The sequence below is a fragment of the Burkholderia sp. DN3021 genome, assembly GCF_049805555.1.
GTDB lineage: Bacteria > Pseudomonadota > Gammaproteobacteria > Burkholderiales > Burkholderiaceae > Burkholderia > Burkholderia pyrrocinia_C.
This window is the reverse complement of record NZ_JBNCAB010000042.1, coordinates 44665-61256: the sequence shown is the minus strand read 5'-3', so window position 1 is coordinate 61256 and position 16592 is coordinate 44665. Positions and strand designations below refer to the sequence as shown.

15 protein-coding genes and 1 pseudogene are annotated in these 16592 nt (G+C 63.8%); 1 reads left to right on the top strand and 15 read right to left on the bottom strand.

Going from position 1 to position 16592, the window contains the following annotated elements:
- Both ACPUER_RS20905 and hemE read right to left on the bottom strand, forming a co-directional pair.
- Positions 1 to 407 (bottom strand): annotated as a pseudogene (locus tag ACPUER_RS20905) (primosomal protein N'); the annotation flags it as partial.
- 448 nt (positions 408 to 855) lie between these two features.
- A complete protein-coding gene (gene hemE / locus ACPUER_RS20900; protein ID WP_231944009.1) occupies positions 856 to 1950 on the bottom strand; it encodes a uroporphyrinogen decarboxylase in 1095 nt (364 codons plus the stop codon).
- 149 nt (positions 1951 to 2099) lie between these two features.
- Here hemE and ACPUER_RS20895 point away from each other — a divergent pair, with 149 nt between their 5' ends.
- Positions 2100 to 2897, top strand: a complete 798-nt coding sequence (locus tag ACPUER_RS20895) for a transporter substrate-binding domain-containing protein (RefSeq protein WP_425132006.1) — start codon at positions 2100 to 2102, stop codon at positions 2895 to 2897.
- 728 nt (positions 2898 to 3625) lie between these two features.
- Here the strand turns inward: ACPUER_RS20895 and ACPUER_RS20890 are convergent.
- The 13 genes from ACPUER_RS20890 to ACPUER_RS20830 all read right to left on the bottom strand — a co-directional run bounded on the left by ACPUER_RS20890 (position 3626) and on the right by ACPUER_RS20830 (position 16552).
- Positions 3626 to 5353, bottom strand: coding sequence for an AMP-binding protein (locus tag ACPUER_RS20890; RefSeq protein WP_425132005.1), 1728 nt, complete (start codon positions 5351 to 5353; stop codon positions 3626 to 3628).
- A gap of 242 nt (positions 5354 to 5595) precedes the next feature.
- The gene (locus ACPUER_RS20885; RefSeq protein WP_006477288.1) at positions 5596 to 6021 is read right to left on the bottom strand and encodes a F0F1 ATP synthase subunit epsilon; all 426 of its coding nucleotides are present in this window, start codon (positions 6019 to 6021) and stop codon (positions 5596 to 5598) included.
- Positions 6022 to 6182: 161 nt separating this feature from the next.
- Entirely contained in the window at positions 6183 to 7577 is a 1395-nt protein-coding gene (gene atpD, locus ACPUER_RS20880; protein WP_034183838.1) for a F0F1 ATP synthase subunit beta, read from the bottom strand.
- Between the two features lie 65 nt (positions 7578 to 7642).
- On the bottom strand, positions 7643 to 8518 hold the full coding sequence (gene atpG, locus ACPUER_RS20875) for a F0F1 ATP synthase subunit gamma (RefSeq protein WP_034183837.1): 876 nt from the start codon (positions 8516 to 8518) through the stop codon (positions 7643 to 7645).
- 69 nt (positions 8519 to 8587) lie between these two features.
- A complete protein-coding gene (gene atpA / locus ACPUER_RS20870) occupies positions 8588 to 10129 on the bottom strand; it encodes a F0F1 ATP synthase subunit alpha (RefSeq protein WP_034183836.1) in 1542 nt (513 codons plus the stop codon).
- Between the two features lie 44 nt (positions 10130 to 10173).
- A complete protein-coding gene (locus ACPUER_RS20865; protein ID WP_006751768.1) occupies positions 10174 to 10713 on the bottom strand; it encodes a F0F1 ATP synthase subunit delta in 540 nt (179 codons plus the stop codon).
- A gap of 2 nt (positions 10714 to 10715) precedes the next feature.
- A complete protein-coding gene (locus ACPUER_RS20860) occupies positions 10716 to 11186 on the bottom strand; it encodes a F0F1 ATP synthase subunit B (protein WP_006751767.1) in 471 nt (156 codons plus the stop codon).
- A gap of 129 nt (positions 11187 to 11315) precedes the next feature.
- Entirely contained in the window at positions 11316 to 11588 is a 273-nt protein-coding gene (atpE, locus tag ACPUER_RS20855) for a F0F1 ATP synthase subunit C (RefSeq protein ID WP_021160442.1), read from the bottom strand.
- Between the two features lie 75 nt (positions 11589 to 11663).
- Positions 11664 to 12515, bottom strand: coding sequence for a F0F1 ATP synthase subunit A (gene atpB, locus ACPUER_RS20850; protein WP_034183834.1), 852 nt, complete (start codon positions 12513 to 12515; stop codon positions 11664 to 11666).
- 109 nt (positions 12516 to 12624) lie between these two features.
- Entirely contained in the window at positions 12625 to 13149 is a 525-nt protein-coding gene (locus ACPUER_RS20845) for an ATP synthase subunit I (protein ID WP_425132004.1), read from the bottom strand.
- 557 nt (positions 13150 to 13706) lie between these two features.
- Complete coding sequence (locus ACPUER_RS20840; protein WP_425132008.1) at positions 13707 to 14837, bottom strand: SLC13 family permease; 1131 nt, start codon at positions 14835 to 14837, stop codon at positions 13707 to 13709.
- 10 nt (positions 14838 to 14847) lie between these two features.
- Positions 14848 to 15741: a ParB/RepB/Spo0J family partition protein gene (locus ACPUER_RS20835; RefSeq protein WP_006482728.1), complete on the bottom strand. Its 894-nt coding sequence runs from the start codon at positions 15739 to 15741 to the stop codon at positions 14848 to 14850.
- Positions 15742 to 15772: 31 nt separating this feature from the next.
- Positions 15773 to 16552: a ParA family protein gene (locus ACPUER_RS20830; RefSeq protein ID WP_175962679.1), complete on the bottom strand. Its 780-nt coding sequence runs from the start codon at positions 16550 to 16552 to the stop codon at positions 15773 to 15775.
- Between the last annotated feature and the right edge of the window lie 40 nt (positions 16553 to 16592).

The window sequence follows — 16592 nt, the reverse complement described above, 5'->3', positions numbered from 1 at the left end:
GGCAACGCATCGGGCAGCACCGCACGGCCGGCTTCCGTCGGCCGGTAGCGCACCTCGGGCGCCAGCAGCCGCCCCCAGCGTCCCGCGTCGCGCAGCGCCTGCGGCAGCGCCGGCAGCGCGACCTCGCCGCGCCCGCGCTGATAGTAGTCGGCGGCGAACGACACGAGCGCGAGCCAGTCCGCCGACAGCGGCGGCAAGTCGGTGCAGATCGCGTCGATCGCGCGCAGCCGGGACGGCGGCACGTCGGTGTGAGTCGTCACTTCGCAGACGAGCCCGACAGCCTGCCGCTTGCCGAACGGCACCTGCACGAGCGTGCCGGGCACGGGTGCCGGTTGCGCATCGCAGCGGTAGTCGAACAGGGTCGCGAGCGGATGGTCGAGCGCGACGCGCAGGTAGGTACCGTTCATCACGGCGCCCCGGCGGCGGTACGTGCCGCATGGACGGCTTGCACCCGCGTCCGCATCGCGGCAGCGAACTTAAAGTAAAACTTCAGATTCGGCGCTAAGTTTTGGATTCGCATTAGGAATCGCCGTATACCCTGCCCAGCCTGTGGATAACTTTGTTGAGAACTCGCCGCTCAATGGCCGCAACGCGCGCCGGGCCGTGTTTTCCACGGTTTTCCGCCGTTTGCGGCGGTGCCCCGCGGAGCCTTATTCCATAAGGCTGCTATTCAAATTACCAAACCATAGCGAGACAATTTGACCGACACGGGGCTCTACCGCGCTGCAACGTGGAAAATGTGTATAAGTCAAGTCTTGACAAGCAACGAATCGGCAACCGGTACGGGGTTGCGTCCTGTTTAGCGCCGGCAGCGAAACGCTGTCACCCCGCAGTGCAGCATGACAGCGCTTGCGTTCAGCCGGCGGCTCCGCTACGGATCGCGCGGCTGTGGTTATGTACCTCGTCGACGAGTTCGGCGACGTGATCGGGCGACGTGAATTGCGAGATGCCGTGCCCGAGGTTGAATACGTGGCCCGGGTGGTTGCCGTAGCTGTCGAGCACCGCGCGCGCCTGTTCGCGCACTGCGGCCGGCGGCGCAAACAGGATCGTCGGGTCGAGGTTGCCCTGCAGGGCGACGCGCCCCGCGACGCGCTCGCGCGCGGCGCCGAGGTTGACCGTCCAGTCGAGCCCGACCGCGTCGACACCGGTCGCCGCGATCTCCTCGAGCCACAGCCCGCCGCCCTTCGTGAACGTGATCACCGGCACGCGCTCGCCGTCGTGCTCGCGCTTGAGCTGCGCGACCACGCGACGGATGTAGTCCAGCGAAAAGCGCTGGTACGCGCCGTCCGCCAGCGCGCCGCCCCACGTGTCGAAAATCATCACGGCCTGCGCGCCCGCTTCGATCTGCGCGTTCAGGTACGCGGCCACCGCCTGCGCGTTCACGTCGAGGATCCGGTGCATCAGGTCGGGGCGCGAATACGCCATCGACTTCACCGTGCGGAAATCGTCCGACCCGCCGCCTTCGACCATGTAGCACGCGAGCGTCCACGGGCTGCCCGAGAAGCCGATCAGCGGCACGCGCTGGCGGCCCTGGCCGTCGGTCAGCGCGCGGCGGATCTCGCGCACGGCGCCGGTCACGTAGCCGAGCGTGGCTTCGATGTCCGGCACCGCGAGCTTCGCGACGTCGGCCTCGGTGCGCACCGGATGCGCGAACTTCGGCCCTTCGCCGACCTGGAAGTCGAGGCCGAGCCCCATCGCGTCCGGAATCGTCAGGATGTCCGAGAACAGGATCGCGGCGTCGAGCGGGAAACGCTCGAGCGGCTGCAGCGTCACCTCGGTCGCGTAGTCGGGATTCTTCGCGAGGCCGAGGAAGCTGCCGGCGCGCGCGCGCGTCGCGTTGTATTCGGGCAGGTAGCGGCCGGCCTGGCGCATCAGCCAGATCGGCGTGTAGTCGGTCGGCTCGCGCAGAAGCGCACGCAGGAAGGTGTCGTTGAGCAGGTTATGGGCCACGGTAGGAGCGACGATGCGAAGGCAAAGCGGCATTTTACCGGACAGCCGGCGTCAGGCTGCGCATGCCGATGCGATGGCGGCCATATGACGCGCGCGATGGCTCCGTTATGATCGGACGCTCATATCGAACCGAACGAAGGAGGAGACCGATGAAGACATTCGCCACGCTCGCCGCGGCCGCATTGCTCTGCTGCGCCGCCGCGCACGCGCAGACCGGCGCGGGCAGCGCCGCCGCCCCGGGCGCCGGCTCGCGGCTCGACGACGTGCTCGCGCGCGGCACGCTGCGCGTCTGCACGACGGGCGACTACAAGCCGTATTCGTACTACCGCGCGGACGGCCGCTTCGAGGGCATCGACATCGACATGGCCGAATCGCTCGCGAAGTCGCTCGGCGTGAAGGCCGACTACGTGAAGACGAGCTGGTCGAACCTGACCGGCGATTTCGTCGCGAAATGCGACGTCGCGGTGGGCGGCGTATCGACGACGCTCGAGCGCCAGAAGCGCGTGTTCTTCACGCAGCCGTACGTCGTCGACGGCAAGACGCCGATCGTGCGCTGCGCGGACGCCGACAAATACCAGACCGTCGCGCAGATCGACCGGCCCGAAACACGCGTGATCGTGAACCCGGGCGGCACCAACGAACGTTTCGCGAAGCAGTACTTCACGCACGCGAACCTGACCGTCTATCCGGACAACGTGACGATCTTCAAGCAGATCCTCGCGGGCAAGGCGGACGTGATGGTGACGGATGCGTCCGAGACGCAGCTGCAGCAAAAACTGAATCCGGGGCTGTGCTCGGTCCATCCGGACAAACCGTTCCAGTTCGGCGAGAAGGCGTACATGGTGCCGCGAGGCGATGTCGCGTTCCAGCAGTACGTCGACCAGTGGCTGCATCTCGCTCTGTCGACCGGCGAATACCAGGCGATTTCGGACAAGTGGCTGAAGTAAGCGCGCATGTTTGCGGCGGCCGATGACGGGCACCGCCCCCGTGGCCGCTGCCCGCTGAAATCGCTGCGCGGCGGCGGTCGGCCTGCCGCAGTTACACATCGCACCTGGCCCTGGCGACCCGCTGCCGCGCGAAATCACCCGAATCGGCCAAACGGCCGACTTCCACACATCCCGATCACGTTTCAAAATCTTTCTGACGAATGAATCGTCATCCGCGGTATCTGCCGCGCGGTGCGTTTTCTCACGTGTAAATCGGCAATTCATCGCGCCCGATACGCGTGAAAAACGCGTCGTATGCATATGATGAAAACGCTGCGGAAAATATGGGTAAAAATGACCTTTTTCAGGACCCCGAAAACAGCAAAAAATCCCGGAAAGCCTTATCTGGCGGGCGTTACAACCTGAAACACTTTGTTACCGCGATGGGTCGGTAATTCGCCCACAATGGCCTCAACGGTTTCAACACGGATGCGGTCTCGTGTGCCAAGTGTGAGCGGACGCGAAGCGCTGCGAGCCAGTCGGTCACGTACCGAAGCCCTTCCCAGGGGCATCCCTGTTGGAGTCGTTTCCGGCTCCCCGCCGGACTCGGTTTCATCTTTGGTCTCCTCGCGCTAACCCCGTAGCGTGTGGTTTTTAGCGGGCTAATAAGCCCGCTTTTTTTCGTCCATCGAAAACGCAACGGCCCGCAGGCCGCCGCGTTTTTCCCGCCGCCGGGCCGCCAGGCCAACTTACGCGGTCTTCTGCACGTCGAGCTTCAGTTCCTCGATCATCCGGTCGCGCATCACGAATTTCTGCACCTTGCCCGTCACCGTCATCGGCAGCTCGTCGACGAAGCGGATATAGCGCGGAATCTTGTAGTGCGCGATCTGCCCGTTGCAGAACGCGCGCACGTCGTCCTCGGTCATCTGCTCGTCCGCACGCAGCACGATCCACGCGCACAGCTCCTCGCCGTATTTCGCATCGGGCACGCCGAACACCTGCGCGCTCTGGATCTTCGGATGCCGAAACAGGAATTCCTCGATCTCGCGCGGATAGACGTTCTCGCCGCCGCGAATCACCATGTCCTTCAGGCGGCCGACGATGTTGCAATAGCCGTCCGCGTCGAGCGTCGCGAGGTCGCCCGTATGCATCCAGCCGTCGACCAGCACCTCGCGCGTCTTCGTGTCGTCGTCCCAGTAGCCGAGCATCACCGAGTAGCCCTTCGTGCACAGCTCGCCCGTCGTGCCGACCGGCACGATGTCGCCGCTCGGATCGACGATCTTCACTTCGAGATGCGGCTGGATGCGCCCGACCGTCGTCGTGCGTTTCTCGAGCGGATCGTCGGTCGAGCTCTGGAACGACACGGGGCTCGTCTCCGTCATCCCGTATGCGATCGTGATCTCCGACAGGTGCATCTGCGATACGACGCGCTTCATCGTCTCGATCGGACACGGCGAGCCGGCCATGATCCCCGTGCGCAGCGTCGACAGGTCGAATGTCGGGAACTCGGGATGATCGAGCTCCGCGATGAACATCGTCGGCACGCCGTGCAGCGCGGTGCAGCGTTCGTCGGCCACGGCCGCGAGCGTCGCGACCGGGTCGAATGCTTCGCCCGGGAACACCATCGCCGCGCCCTTCGATACGCACGCGAGTACCGCGAGCACCATCCCGAAGCAGTGGTACAGCGGCACGGGGATGCAAAGCGCATCCTGCTCGGTGAAGCGCATCGCCATCGCGATCGAGCGCGCGTTGTTGACGACGTTGCGATGCGTGAGCGTCGCGCCCTTCGGGCTGCCCGTCGTGCCGCTCGTGAACTGGATGTTGATCGCGTCGGTGGACTCGAGCGTCGCGCCGATCGCATCGAGCAGCGCGGGGTCGACGGCCTGGCGGCCGCGCGTCATCACGTCCGCGAAGCGGAACATGCCGGCCGGCACGACGTCGCCCATCGACACGACCGTGCGCAGGCTCGGCACGCGCGCCGCCTGCAAGTTGCCCGGCGTCGCGGTCGCGAGCTCCGGCGCGATGGTCTGCAGCATCTCGACATACGCCGACGACTTGAAGCGCTCGGCCGCGATCACGGCCTTGCAGCCGACCTTGTTCAGCGCGTATTCGAGTTCCGACAGCCGGTAGGCCGGGTTGATGTTGACGAGCACCGCGCCGATACGCGCGGTCGCGAACTGCGTGAGCAGCCATTCGCTGCGGTTCGGCGACCAGATGCCGACGCGGTCGCCCTTCACGATCCCGAGCGTGGCGAGGCCGGCCGCGAGCACGTCGACCTCGTCTGCGAATTCGCGCCAGGTCCAGCGCACCTGCTGCTCGCGGAGCACGACCGCCGGACGTTCGGGGAAGCGGCCGGCGGTATCGCGCAGGAACCGGCCGATCGTCGCTTCGGATAGCGGCACGTCGGTCGCGCCGCGCACGTACGACACTCCGTTTTCGGGCGCGATCAGCGCCCCCACGCCAAGGTCTGCTGCCATGAATGTCTCCGTCTTTTTTGTCCGATCGGCCCGCGTGCGCTTGCTGCGCCCGCCTCCGTCGCCACACTCGCGACGGGCGGCCTGACTGCGGATGATGACGCGCTCCGCTGACGACACTCTGACATCAATTCGCGGCGGACGGATGAAATAGCACGACCGGACGAAACACCGCGGCACGCAAAGGACAGGCGAAAAAAAAGCAGCCCGAAGGCTGCTTTCTTTCGCGGGATACGCGGCGCGGCTCAGTGCCGGCTGCGAATCTTCGCCAGACGCTGGATCGCCTCGAGCTGCGCCATCGCGGTCGCGAGCTCGGATTGCGCCTTCGCGAGGTCGAGATCCGACTTCGCGTTCTGCAGCGTTTCCTCGGCACGCTTGCGCGCTTCCTCGGCTTTCGCCGCGTCGAGGTCCTTGCCGCGGATCGCGGTATCGGCGAGCACCGTCACGGCGCCCGGCTGCACTTCGAGAATGCCGCCTGCGACGAACACGAATTCGTCGTTGCCGCCCTCGACTTCGATGCGCACCGCACCCGGACGAATCCGCGTGATCAGCGGCGTGTGGCCCGGCAGAATACCCAGCTCACCCGTTTCGCCCGGCAGCGCGACGAATTTCGCCTCGCCCGAGAAGATCTGCTCTTCCGCGCTGACGACGTCTACTTTGATGGTTGCCATATCGACTCCTGTCGACGGGAGTTAGCGCTTCAGCGCTTACTCCCGTCCCATGCACGGCGGTTGAGCGTGTTGCGGTCGGCGCGACCGGCCGTGAAGCAAATCGACAACAGCGATTCACTGCACCGTGGCCGGATCGCACCAGCTTGCTGCCACTCAGACCTTTACTGGATCTTCTTGGCCTTTTCGAAGGCTTCGTCGATCGTGCCGACCATGTAGAACGCCTGTTCCGGCAGGTGGTCGCACTCGCCGTCGACGATCATCTTGAAGCCGCGGATCGTTTCCTTCAGCGGCACGTACTTGCCCGGCGAGCCCGTGAACACTTCAGCGACGTGGAACGGCTGCGACAGGAAACGCTGGATCTTACGTGCGCGCGCGACCGACAGCTTGTCTTCCGGCGACAGTTCGTCCATGCCCAGAATCGCGATGATGTCGCGCAGTTCCTTGTAGCGCTGCAGCGTCTGCTGAACGCGACGGGTGATCGAGTAGTGCTCTTCACCGATCACGTTCGGGTCGATCTGGCGCGACGTCGAGTCGAGCGGGTCGACCGCCGGGTAGATACCCAGCGAAGCGATGTCACGCGACAGAACGACGGTTGCGTCAAGGTGGCCGAAGGTCGTAGCCGGCGACGGGTCGGTCAAGTCGTCCGCGGGGACGTACACGGCCTGGACCGACGTGATCGAGCCCTTCTTGGTCGACGTGATGCGCTCTTGCAGCTTGCCCATTTCTTCAGCCAGCGTCGGCTGATAGCCCACTGCCGACGGCATACGGCCGAGCAGTGCCGACACTTCGGTACCGGCCAGCGTGAAACGGTAGATGTTGTCGACGAAGAACAGCACGTCGAGGCCTTCGTCACGGAAGTGCTCGGCCATCGTCAGGCCGGTCAGCGCGACGCGCAGACGGTTGCCCGGCGGCTCGTTCATCTGGCCGTACACCAGCGCGACCTTGTCGAGAACGTTCGAGTCCTTCATTTCGTGGTAGAAGTCGTTCCCTTCACGGGTACGCTCGCCCACGCCCGCGAACACGGAGTAACCGCCGTGTTCCTTCGCGATGTTGTTGATGAGCTCCATCATGTTGACGGTCTTGCCCACGCCAGCACCACCGAACAGGCCAACCTTGCCGCCCTTTGCGAACGGGCAGATCAGGTCGATGACCTTGATACCCGTTTCGAGCAGTTCGGTCGACGGCGACAGTTCGTCGAACGCCGGAGCCTTCTGGTGGATCGAGCGCGTATGTTCGCTCACGATCGGGCCAGCCTCGTCGATCGGACGGCCGAGCACGTCCATGATCCGGCCGAGGGTCGGCTTGCCGACCGGCACCGAGATCGGATTTGCCGTGTTCTTCACGGTCAGACCGCGGCGCAGGCCGTCGGATGCACCCAGACAAATGGTGCGGACCACGCCGTCGCCCAGCTGCTGCTGGACTTCGAGCGTCAGTTCCGAGCCATCGAGAATAAGCGCGTCGTAGATCTTCGGCATGCTGTCGCGCGGGAATTCCACGTCGATAACGGCGCCGATGCACTGTACGATCTTGCCTTCTACCAAAGCAGCAGTACTCATCGCTTTTCCTTTAAATACCTGATTCTTTACTCGCGCAAAGGCGCAGTTGTCGTCCGGGCGCGCGCTTAAACAGCGGCTGCGCCGCCGACGATCTCCGACAGTTCTTTCGTAATCGCGGCCTGACGGCTCTTGTTGTACACGAGCTGCAGTTCGCTGATCACCGTCTTCGCGTTGTCGGACGCGGCCTTCATCGCGACCATCCGCGCCGATTGCTCGGACGCCATGTTCTCCGCGACGGCCTGGTACACCAGCGCCTCGACGTAACGCACGAGCAGTTCGTCGACGACTGCCTGCGCGTCCGGCTCGTAGATGTAGTCCCACGACGTGGCCGGCGTACCGTCATCGGCCTCGAAGTGTTCCGACGACAGCGGCAGCAGCTGCTCGATCACGGCTTCCTGCTTCATCGTGTTGACGAAGCGCGTGTAAGCGATATAAACCGCCGACAGCTTGCCTTCCGAGTACAGGTCGAGCTGCGTCTTCACCGCGCCGATCAGCTTGTCCAGATGCGGGGTGTCGCCGAGGTGCACGACCTGCGACATCACCTTCGCGCCGAAGCGGTTCAGGAACCCGAGGCCCTTGCTGCCGATCGCGGTGGCTTCGACCTTCTGGCCCTTCTCTTCCAGCTCCTTGAACTTCTGCACCGTCGCACGCAGCACGTTGGTGTTCAGACCACCGCACAGACCCTTGTCCGTCGTGACGAGGATGATGCCGGCCGTGTTCGTGCCGTCGTTCGCCACCATGAACGGGTGGCGGTACTCCGGGTTCGCACGGCTCATGTGCGCGGCGATGGCACGGACCTTGTCCGCGTACGGACGAGCAGCGCGCATGCGTTCCTGCGCGCGGCGCATCTTCGATGCGGCCACCATCTCCATCGCCTTCGTGATCTTGCGCGTGTTCTGCACGCTCTTGATCTTGCCGCGAATTTCCTTCATTCCAGCCATAGCTTGCTCCTTGACCGAAGCGGCGCGAGCGCGTCAGCACCCGCGCGGCCTCAGTGTGTCACTCGCGGATCAATAGGCACCGGACTTCTTGAAGGATTCGATCGCCGAGCGCAGTGCGCCTTCGTCGTCCTTCGAGAGATCCTTGGTGTCTTCGATGCGCTTGATGAGGTCAGCGTTGCTGGTCTTCAGGCTTTCGCGCAGGCCCTTCTCGAACGGCAGCACTTGCTTCACGTCGAGGTCGTCGAGGTAGCCGTTGTTCGCGGCGTACAGCGACACGGCCAGTTCCCACACCTGCAGCGGCTGGTACTGCGGCTGCTTCAGCAGTTCCGTCACGCGGCGGCCGCGCTCGAGCTGCTTGCGGGTCGCTTCGTCGAGGTCCGATGCGAACTGCGCGAATGCCGCCAGTTCACGGTACTGCGCGAGGTCGGTACGGATACCGCCCGACAGCTTCTTCACGACCTTCGTCTGAGCGGCGCCACCGACTCGCGACACCGACACGCCGGCGTTGATTGCCGGGCGGATGCCTGCGTTGAACAGGTCGGTTTCCAGGAAGATCTGGCCGTCGGTAATCGAGATCACGTTCGTCGGAACGAACGCGGTCACGTCGCCTGCCTGCGTTTCGATGACCGGCAGTGCCGTCAGCGAACCGCTCTTGCCCTTCACTTCGCCGTTCGTGAACTTCTCGACGTACTCTTCCGACACGCGAGCCGCACGCTCCAGCAGACGCGAGTGCAGATAGAACACGTCGCCCGGGTACGCTTCACGGCCCGGCGGGCGGCGCAGCAGCAGCGAGATCTGACGGTATGCCCAAGCCTGCTTGGTCAAGTCGTCATAAATGATCAGCGCGTCCTGGCCGCGGTCGCGGAAGTATTCGCCCATCGTGCAGCCGGCGTACGGTGCCAGATACTGCATTGCTGCGGAATCCGATGCCGTGGCGGCGACGACGATCGTGTATTCCATCGCGCCCGTTTCTTCGAGCTTGCGAACCACGTTCATGATCGACGAAGCCTTCTGGCCGATCGCGACGTAGATACAGATCAGGTCCTTGCCCTTCTGGTTGATGATCGCGTCGAGCGCCACCGCGGTCTTGCCGCACTGACGGTCGCCGATGATCAGCTCACGCTGGCCACGGCCGATCGGCACCATCGCGTCGATCGACTTGATGCCCGTCTGCACCGGCTGCGACACCGACTTACGCCAGATCACGCCCGGGGCGATCTTTTCGATCGCGTCGGTCAGCTTCGCGTTGACCGGGCCCTTGCCGTCGATCGGGTTGCCGAGCGCATCGACCACACGGCCGACGAGTTCCGGGCCGACCGGGACTTCCAGAATGCGACCCGTCGTCTTGACGACGTCGCCTTCCGAGATGTGTTCGTATTCGCCGAGAATCACCGCGCCGACCGAGTCGCGCTCGAGGTTCAGCGCGAGGCCGAACGTGTTGCCCGGAAACTCGAGCATTTCGCCCTGCATCACGTCCGACAGGCCGTGGATACGCACGATACCGTCGGTCACGGAGATCACGGTGCCCTGGTTGCGAACGTCTGCGCTCGCTTCAAGGCCCTGGATCCGGCTCTTGATCAGCTCGCTGATCTCAGAGGGATTGAGTTGCATTATTCGCTCCTGATAGTCAATTCTGTTGCGTGCCGGCGTGGCGCTCAGGCGGTCAAGGCAGCCTGCATCGATGCGAGGCGCGCGCGAACCGAGGTGTCGAGCACTTCGTCGCCGACCGTCACGCGCACGCCGCCGATCAGCGACGAATCGACTTCGACCGTCGGTTTCAGCTTGCGCTTGAACTTGCGTTCGAGGCCCGAGACGAGACTTTCGAGATCCGCGCCGTTCAGCGGGAACGCGCTCACGATCTCGGCGTCGGCAGCACCTTCACGTTCGTTCTTGAGCGCCTCGAACTGCTCGGCAATTTCCGGCAGCAGCGCGATGCGATGATTGTCGACCAGCATCTGCACGAGGTTCTTCGCTTCGGCGCCGGCCGCGAGCGGCGACTTCACCGCAGCAAGCAGCAGCTCGGCTACTTGCGTGCGCGTCACCTTCGGGCTCGACGCGACCGACAGCACTTCCGGCAGATGCGCAACCTGGGCCAGCTCTTGCACGAGCGTGGACCAGGCGGCGATGTCACCGCCCTCGGCCACGCGGAACAGCGCTTCTGCGTAAGGGCGGGCGATGGTTGCAAGTTCGGCCATGATCAGAGCTCGGCTTTCAGTTGATTCAGCAGTTGGGCGTGGGCCGTTTGATCGACTTCGCGCTTCAGGATCTGCTCGGCGCCCTTCACGGCCAGCGAGGCGACTTCGCCACGCAGCGCTTCGCGCGCCTTCACGATTTGCTGTTCTGCTTCCGCCTTCGCCTGGGCGACGATGCGGGCGGCTTCAGCCTGGGCGTTGGCCTTGATTTCCTCGGCGACCGCCTGTGCACGCTTTTCAGCGTCGGCGATGCGCTGCTGGCCGTCGTTGCGGGCCTGCGCGAGTTCCTGGTCCACGCGCTTGTGCGCTGCGTCGAGTTCCGCCTTGCCCTTCTCCGCGGCGGCGAGGCCGTCGGCGATCTTCTTCGAACGTTCGTCGAGGGCGTTGATCAACGGCGGCCACACGAACTTCATCGTGAACCACGCGAGGACCAGGAACACGACCATTTGCGCAAACAGAGTTGCGTTGAGATTCACGGTGTTTCCTTATCTGCTATTCCGGAAAAATGAAACGGTAAGGCGCTCATCGAGTTGCATTCGATCAGCGCCCCAAGTCTCCGTTCCGCCCTGCGCCGGCTTGCGCCGGACGCATATTTCCGAGGAACCTTAGCCTGCGACGAGCTTCGACAGGAGCGGGTTCGCGAACGCGAACAGCATTGCGACACCAACGCCGATCAGGAATGCAGCGTCGATCAGACCAGCCAGCAGGAACATCTTCGTTTGCAGCGGGTTGATGAGTTCCGGCTGACGTGCGCAGGCTTCGATGTACTTGCCACCCATCAGCGCGATACCAATACAGGCGCCGATTGCACCCAGGCCGATGATGATGCCGATACCGATGGCGGTCAGACCCTGGATGTTGGCGATGTAAGCTTGCATGATCACTCCTTTGTGAAAAGACTTGGAACTGAGATTTAAAAAACTAAAACGAAGACTCTTTGTTGCACGCCGCGCTTAGTGCGTGTCGTGCGCCTGGCCGAGATACACCAGCGTCAGCATCATGAAAATGAATGCCTGCAACAGAACAATCAGGATGTGGAAGATTGCCCAGACGCTACCCGCGATCACGTGACCAACGAAGCCGAGGAACGTTGCGTCGCCACCGAAGCTCCACATGCTGCCGAGCAGGGCGATCAACAGGAACAACAGCTCACCCGCGTACATGTTGCCGAACAGCCGCATACCGAGAGAGACGGTCTTCGCGAGATATTCGACGATGTTGAGCGCGAGGTTCGGGATCCACAGCAGCGGGTGGGCACCAAACGGGGCCGACAGCAGCTCATGCACAAAGCCGCCCGCGCCCTTGATCTTGATGCTGTAGTAGATCATCAGGACGAACACGCCGAGCGCGATGCCGAGCGTGCCGTTCAGGTCGGCCGTCGGGACGATGCGATGGTGGGAAATCACGTCCGACAGACCGAGCAGGCCGATGACGCGGCCCGGCAGGTCGACCGGGAGGAAGTCGAGCGAGTTCATCAGCGCGACCCACACGAACACCGTGAGGGCGAGCGGAGCGATGAAGGTGCGATTGCCGTGGACGATGGCCTTCGACTGGTCTTCGACCATTTCGACGAGCATCTCGATCGCGCACTGGAAACGGCCCGGCACGCCCGACGTCGCCTTGCGGGCGGCCAGACGCAGCAGGAGGATCGTCACGATGCCGCATACGATCGACCAGAACAGCGTGTCGAGATTCCAGACGTGGATGTCGAAAATCGACGTCTGATGCGAGGTGGAGAAATTCTGCAAGTGGTGCGCAATGTACTCGGACGGATCCGGACCGCGCGTGCCTTCGCTAGCTGCCATATCGTTAATGCCACCCAAATTGTCGAAAATCGTTTTGCCTGTTCCGCAACACGCTATTGCGGGAACGGGCCGGTGCGGTTCGTTGTCGAAACCGCACGCTGCTTGTTGCTTACCGCCAGGCCAGCGCGATCCAGTACGTCTTCAGCACGACGAGGTACGTGACGAGGAACGGCACCCAGTGCACGCCGGACCAGCCGAACGCCACTGCTGCGAACATCCCGATCGTCAAGCCGAGCTTCAGGGCTTCGCCCATCACCCAGCTCATCACGGTGGCCGAACCACCTGCCTTCAGTCGTGCCACGAACAGCGCACTTGGTACCCAGCCGATCGCTCCACCCAGAAACGCGGATTGCGCAGCGGCGCCCGGCGACTTCGAAAACAGCCACCACGCCAGCGTTGCAACCAGGGACAAGACCACTTGCGCGAACACCACCTTGGAGGGGGTCACGCGCGAGGGCTTGCTCACGTCCGGACCGAACAGCCTCTCGGCTTCTGCCCGTGTGAGCGGAACGATATTGTTATCTTGTTGCTCGGCATCCCAGTCATCGTCGGATTCGCGCCGCTCGCCGGCCGCCGAAGCGGTGCGTTGCGTGCGCTGATCATCGTGCCTGTCGTCCGGCGCCTGACCCGCCATCGCAATCTTCCGCAAAATCCTTGAATCCGGCCCCAAGCTTTCCGAAAGCTTTCAGGGGTGCCTAGCTAACAAATCCGGGCGATTGTAAGCGATAGTTGCAAGTGATTCAAGGCTTTAGACGCGACAAAAACCTGCATAAAACGACGCCTCATCATGTGAAAAACACGCGATTCGACGACGTACGATGACAGTTGTAAGGTCGGATTTTTGCACCGGTATTTCTTGCTCGAAAAATGTCCGGTGACGGTGGATGGCGTGGAAGCGATGCCCGACGCGGGATCGAACGAAACGGCACGATCGCCGCCGAAAATCCGCTGTGATGCAACTGCCCGGAACGACTCGGCGCGACATCCCGGGACAAGCAAAACACTGTGGCCAGTCAGCCGCACCCGATACACGCAATTCGATCGGATGCCGGTGCATCGAACCATCCAGCCAGTTGTCGCGCCACCACAGACGATCGACTGTGAATCGCCGCACTTATCAACAGCCTCGCAACCATCGCGAACGCTGTGCGCCCTCCCCGCCTCTCGAACCGCACACCTGTGCCGCAACGCTCAACCGCGCACGAGCAGCCACGCGCCGAGTGCCGCGCTCACGAGCGCGAACGGAATCGAGACCAGGTGGAACGGCAGCCACATGCGCGGCTCCTTCGCGAGACGCACCGCGATCAGGTTCGCGAGCGAACCGATCGCGAAACCGAAGCCGCCGACCGATACGCCGAACGCGAGCGCGCGCCAGTCGTGCGTGAATTCCGATAGCAGGATCGCGGCCGGCACGTTGCTGATCCCCTGCGACAGGACGGCGCCGGCCGCAAATACGCGCAGCGGCGAATCGAGGCGCGCATGCGCAATCGCGTCGTGCACGACGGGCAGCGCAGCCGCGCTGCGCAGCACCACGAACATCAGCACGAAGATCAGCAGCAGCAGCCAGTCGATCTTCAGGACTGCGTCACGTTTTACGGCGAACAGCATGATCGCGACCGCAACCAGACCCGGCAGCGGATGGTGCGCATCGGCGAGCAGCACGAATGCCGCGAACAGCACCGCTGCAATCAGCGCGTGCATGCGCTGCACGGGCAATGCGACGACGTCGCCGGACAGGTCGAGCGGTTTCGCGCGAAACGCGCATGCGGTCAGCGCGAGCAGCAGCGCCATCAGCGCGATCGCGAGCGGCCCGAGCGTGACCACGAAGCGGCCGAACGACATGCCGCTCAATTGCCACAGGAAAAGATTCTGGGGATTGCCGAGCGGCGTCGCGACGGACCCCGCATTGACGGCCAGCGCGACGACGATCACGAGCCGCCGGAACGGCAGCGGCGTCAGCGCACGCAGCGACACCATTAACGGCACGACGACGAACAGCGCGACGTCGTTGGTCAGCCACATCGACAGCGCTGCCGCGAACACGACGAGCAACATCGCGAGCCCGCGCTCGGAATGCACGTGATGCACGATGCGGTGCGCGAGCCACATCAGGCAGCCGGACAACTCGAGCGCCTTGGTCAGCATCAGCAGGCCCGCGAGCGTCGCGACCGTCTGCCAGTCGACTCGACCGGCGAGCACGGAAAATGGTTGCGGACGCACCCATTGCAGCACGAGCAGGCCAAGCACGAGCACCGATAACACGGGCTCCTGCACAAGCCATCCGAGCCACCGGTGCGGCGCCGGTGCGCCCGTCTCCTTCATCGTCAACGCGTTACTCTTCGGTCGCTACGTTGCCGCGCAGCCGCGCGAGAATGCCCTCGAGTGCATCGAGGTTGCCGAAGTCGATCAGCACCTGCCCTCGACCGCGGCGGCCGAGCTTGATCTTCACCGTCGACGCGAGCAGGTCAGACAACTCCTCCTCGAGACGGCGCGTGTCGCGGCCGCCGTCGTCCTTCGCGCGCGCCTTCACGGCCGGCGCTTCCTTCGTCGTATGTGCGACGAGCTTCTCGGTTTCGCGCACCGACATGCGCTTGTTGACGACCTGGTGGGCGAGCGTGATCTGCGTTGCCGCATCGACGGCGAGCAGCGCACGCGCGTGCCCCATGTCGAGATCGCCGGCCAGCAGCATCGTCTGCACCGGCGAGGCGAGGTTCAGCAGGCGCAGCAGGTTCGACACCGCGCTGCGCGAACGGCCGACCGATTCGGCCGCCTGTTCATGCGTGAAACCGAACTCGTCGAGCAGGCGCTGGATGCCGTGCGCCTCTTCAAGCGGGTTCAGATCCTCGCGCTGGATGTTCTCGATCAGCGCCATCGCCGCGGCGGCCTGATCGGACACATCCTTCACGAGCACCGGCACTTCGTCGAGGCCTGCCAGGCGCGCCGCGCGGAAACGCCGCTCGCCCGCGATGATCTCGTATTTGTCTGATGAAATGGGCCGCACCAGGATCGGCTGCATCACCCCCTGCGCGCGAATGCTTGCCGCGAGCTCCTGCAGGCTGCCTTCGTCCATTCGCGTCCGCGGCTGGTACTTGCCGGCCTGCAGCTTGCCGAGCGCGAGCGTGTTCGGTGCGCCTTCGATCTTCACCGCTTCGGTGATATCGGCGCTGCCGCCGAGCAGCGCTTCGAGGCCACGTCCCAAGCCCTTCTTCTTTGGTACCGCGTTCATGTCTTTCTTCCTCGCTTCGCTCATGTCCGGATCACGACACCTCGAACGCGCGAACGCGTTCGATCATCTCGGCACCGAACTGGATATACGCCTGCGCGCCACGCGAGTTGCGGTCGAACACGACGCCCGGCAGCCCGTAACTCGGCGCTTCCGCCAGGCGCACGTTGCGCGGAATCACCGCGTCGAACACCTTGTCGCCGAAGTGCGCTTTCAGTTGATCGGAGACTTGCTGCTGCAGCGTGATGCGCGGATCGAACATCACGCGCAGCAAGCCGATGATCTTCAGGTCGCGGTTCATGTTTGCGTGAACCTGCTTGATCGTATTGACGAGGTCCGACAACCCTTCCAGCGCGAAGTATTCGCACTGCATCGGGATCACGACGCCATGCGCCGCGCACAGCCCGTTCAGCGTCAGCAGCGACAGCGTCGGCGGGCAATCGATCAACACGAAGTCGTAGTCGTCGGCCACGTGCTCGAGCGCGACCTTCAGCCGGCGCTCGCGATTGTCGATGCTGATCAGTTCGATCTCGGCACCGGACAGCTCGCGGTTCGCGGGCAGCACGTCGTAGGTGACGCCTTCCGGACGCACGCGCGCATCGGTCACCGACACGCCGTCGACCAGCACTTCGTACACGGTCGATTCGCACGCGGCCTTGTCGATCCCGCTGCCCATCGTCGCGTTGCCCTGCGGGTCGAGATCGATCAGCAGGACTCGTTGCTCCTGCGCTGCAAGGCTTGCGGCGAGATTGACCGATGTCGTCGTCTTGCCGACGCCCCCCTTCTGGTTCGCAACGCAGAAGATCTTTGCCATCGTTGGTGTGTTCCCTTTACCTTCAAACAAACGGCGCGTA

Bases quoted from the DNA above. Each gene is read 5' to 3' on its own strand.
- ACPUER_RS20895 (WP_425132006.1), top strand. From the start codon at position 2,100: ATGAAGACATTCGCCACGCTCGCCGCGGCCGCATTGCTCTGCTGCGCC.
- ACPUER_RS20890 (WP_425132005.1), bottom strand. From the start codon at position 5,353: ATGGCAGCAGACCTTGGCGTGGGGGCGCTGATCGCGCCCGAAAACGGA.
- ACPUER_RS20885 (WP_006477288.1), bottom strand. From the start codon at position 6,021: ATGGCAACCATCAAAGTAGACGTCGTCAGCGCGGAAGAGCAGATCTTC.
- atpD (WP_034183838.1), bottom strand. From the start codon at position 7,577: ATGAGTACTGCTGCTTTGGTAGAAGGCAAGATCGTACAGTGCATCGGC.
- atpG (WP_034183837.1), bottom strand. From the start codon at position 8,518: ATGGCTGGAATGAAGGAAATTCGCGGCAAGATCAAGAGCGTGCAGAAC.
- atpA (WP_034183836.1), bottom strand. From the start codon at position 10,129: ATGCAACTCAATCCCTCTGAGATCAGCGAGCTGATCAAGAGCCGGATC.
- ACPUER_RS20865 (WP_006751768.1), bottom strand. From the start codon at position 10,713: ATGGCCGAACTTGCAACCATCGCCCGCCCTTACGCAGAAGCGCTGTTC.
- atpE (WP_021160442.1), bottom strand. From the start codon at position 11,588: ATGCAAGCTTACATCGCCAACATCCAGGGTCTGACCGCCATCGGTATC.
- atpB (WP_034183834.1), bottom strand. From the start codon at position 12,515: ATGGCAGCTAGCGAAGGCACGCGCGGTCCGGATCCGTCCGAGTACATT.
- ACPUER_RS20845 (WP_425132004.1), bottom strand. From the start codon at position 13,149: ATGGCGGGTCAGGCGCCGGACGACAGGCACGATGATCAGCGCACGCAA.
- ACPUER_RS20840 (WP_425132008.1), bottom strand. From the start codon at position 14,837: ATGAAGGAGACGGGCGCACCGGCGCCGCACCGGTGGCTCGGATGGCTT.
- ACPUER_RS20835 (WP_006482728.1), bottom strand. From the start codon at position 15,741: ATGAACGCGGTACCAAAGAAGAAGGGCTTGGGACGTGGCCTCGAAGCG.
- ACPUER_RS20830 (WP_175962679.1), bottom strand. From the start codon at position 16,552: ATGGCAAAGATCTTCTGCGTTGCGAACCAGAAGGGGGGCGTCGGCAAG.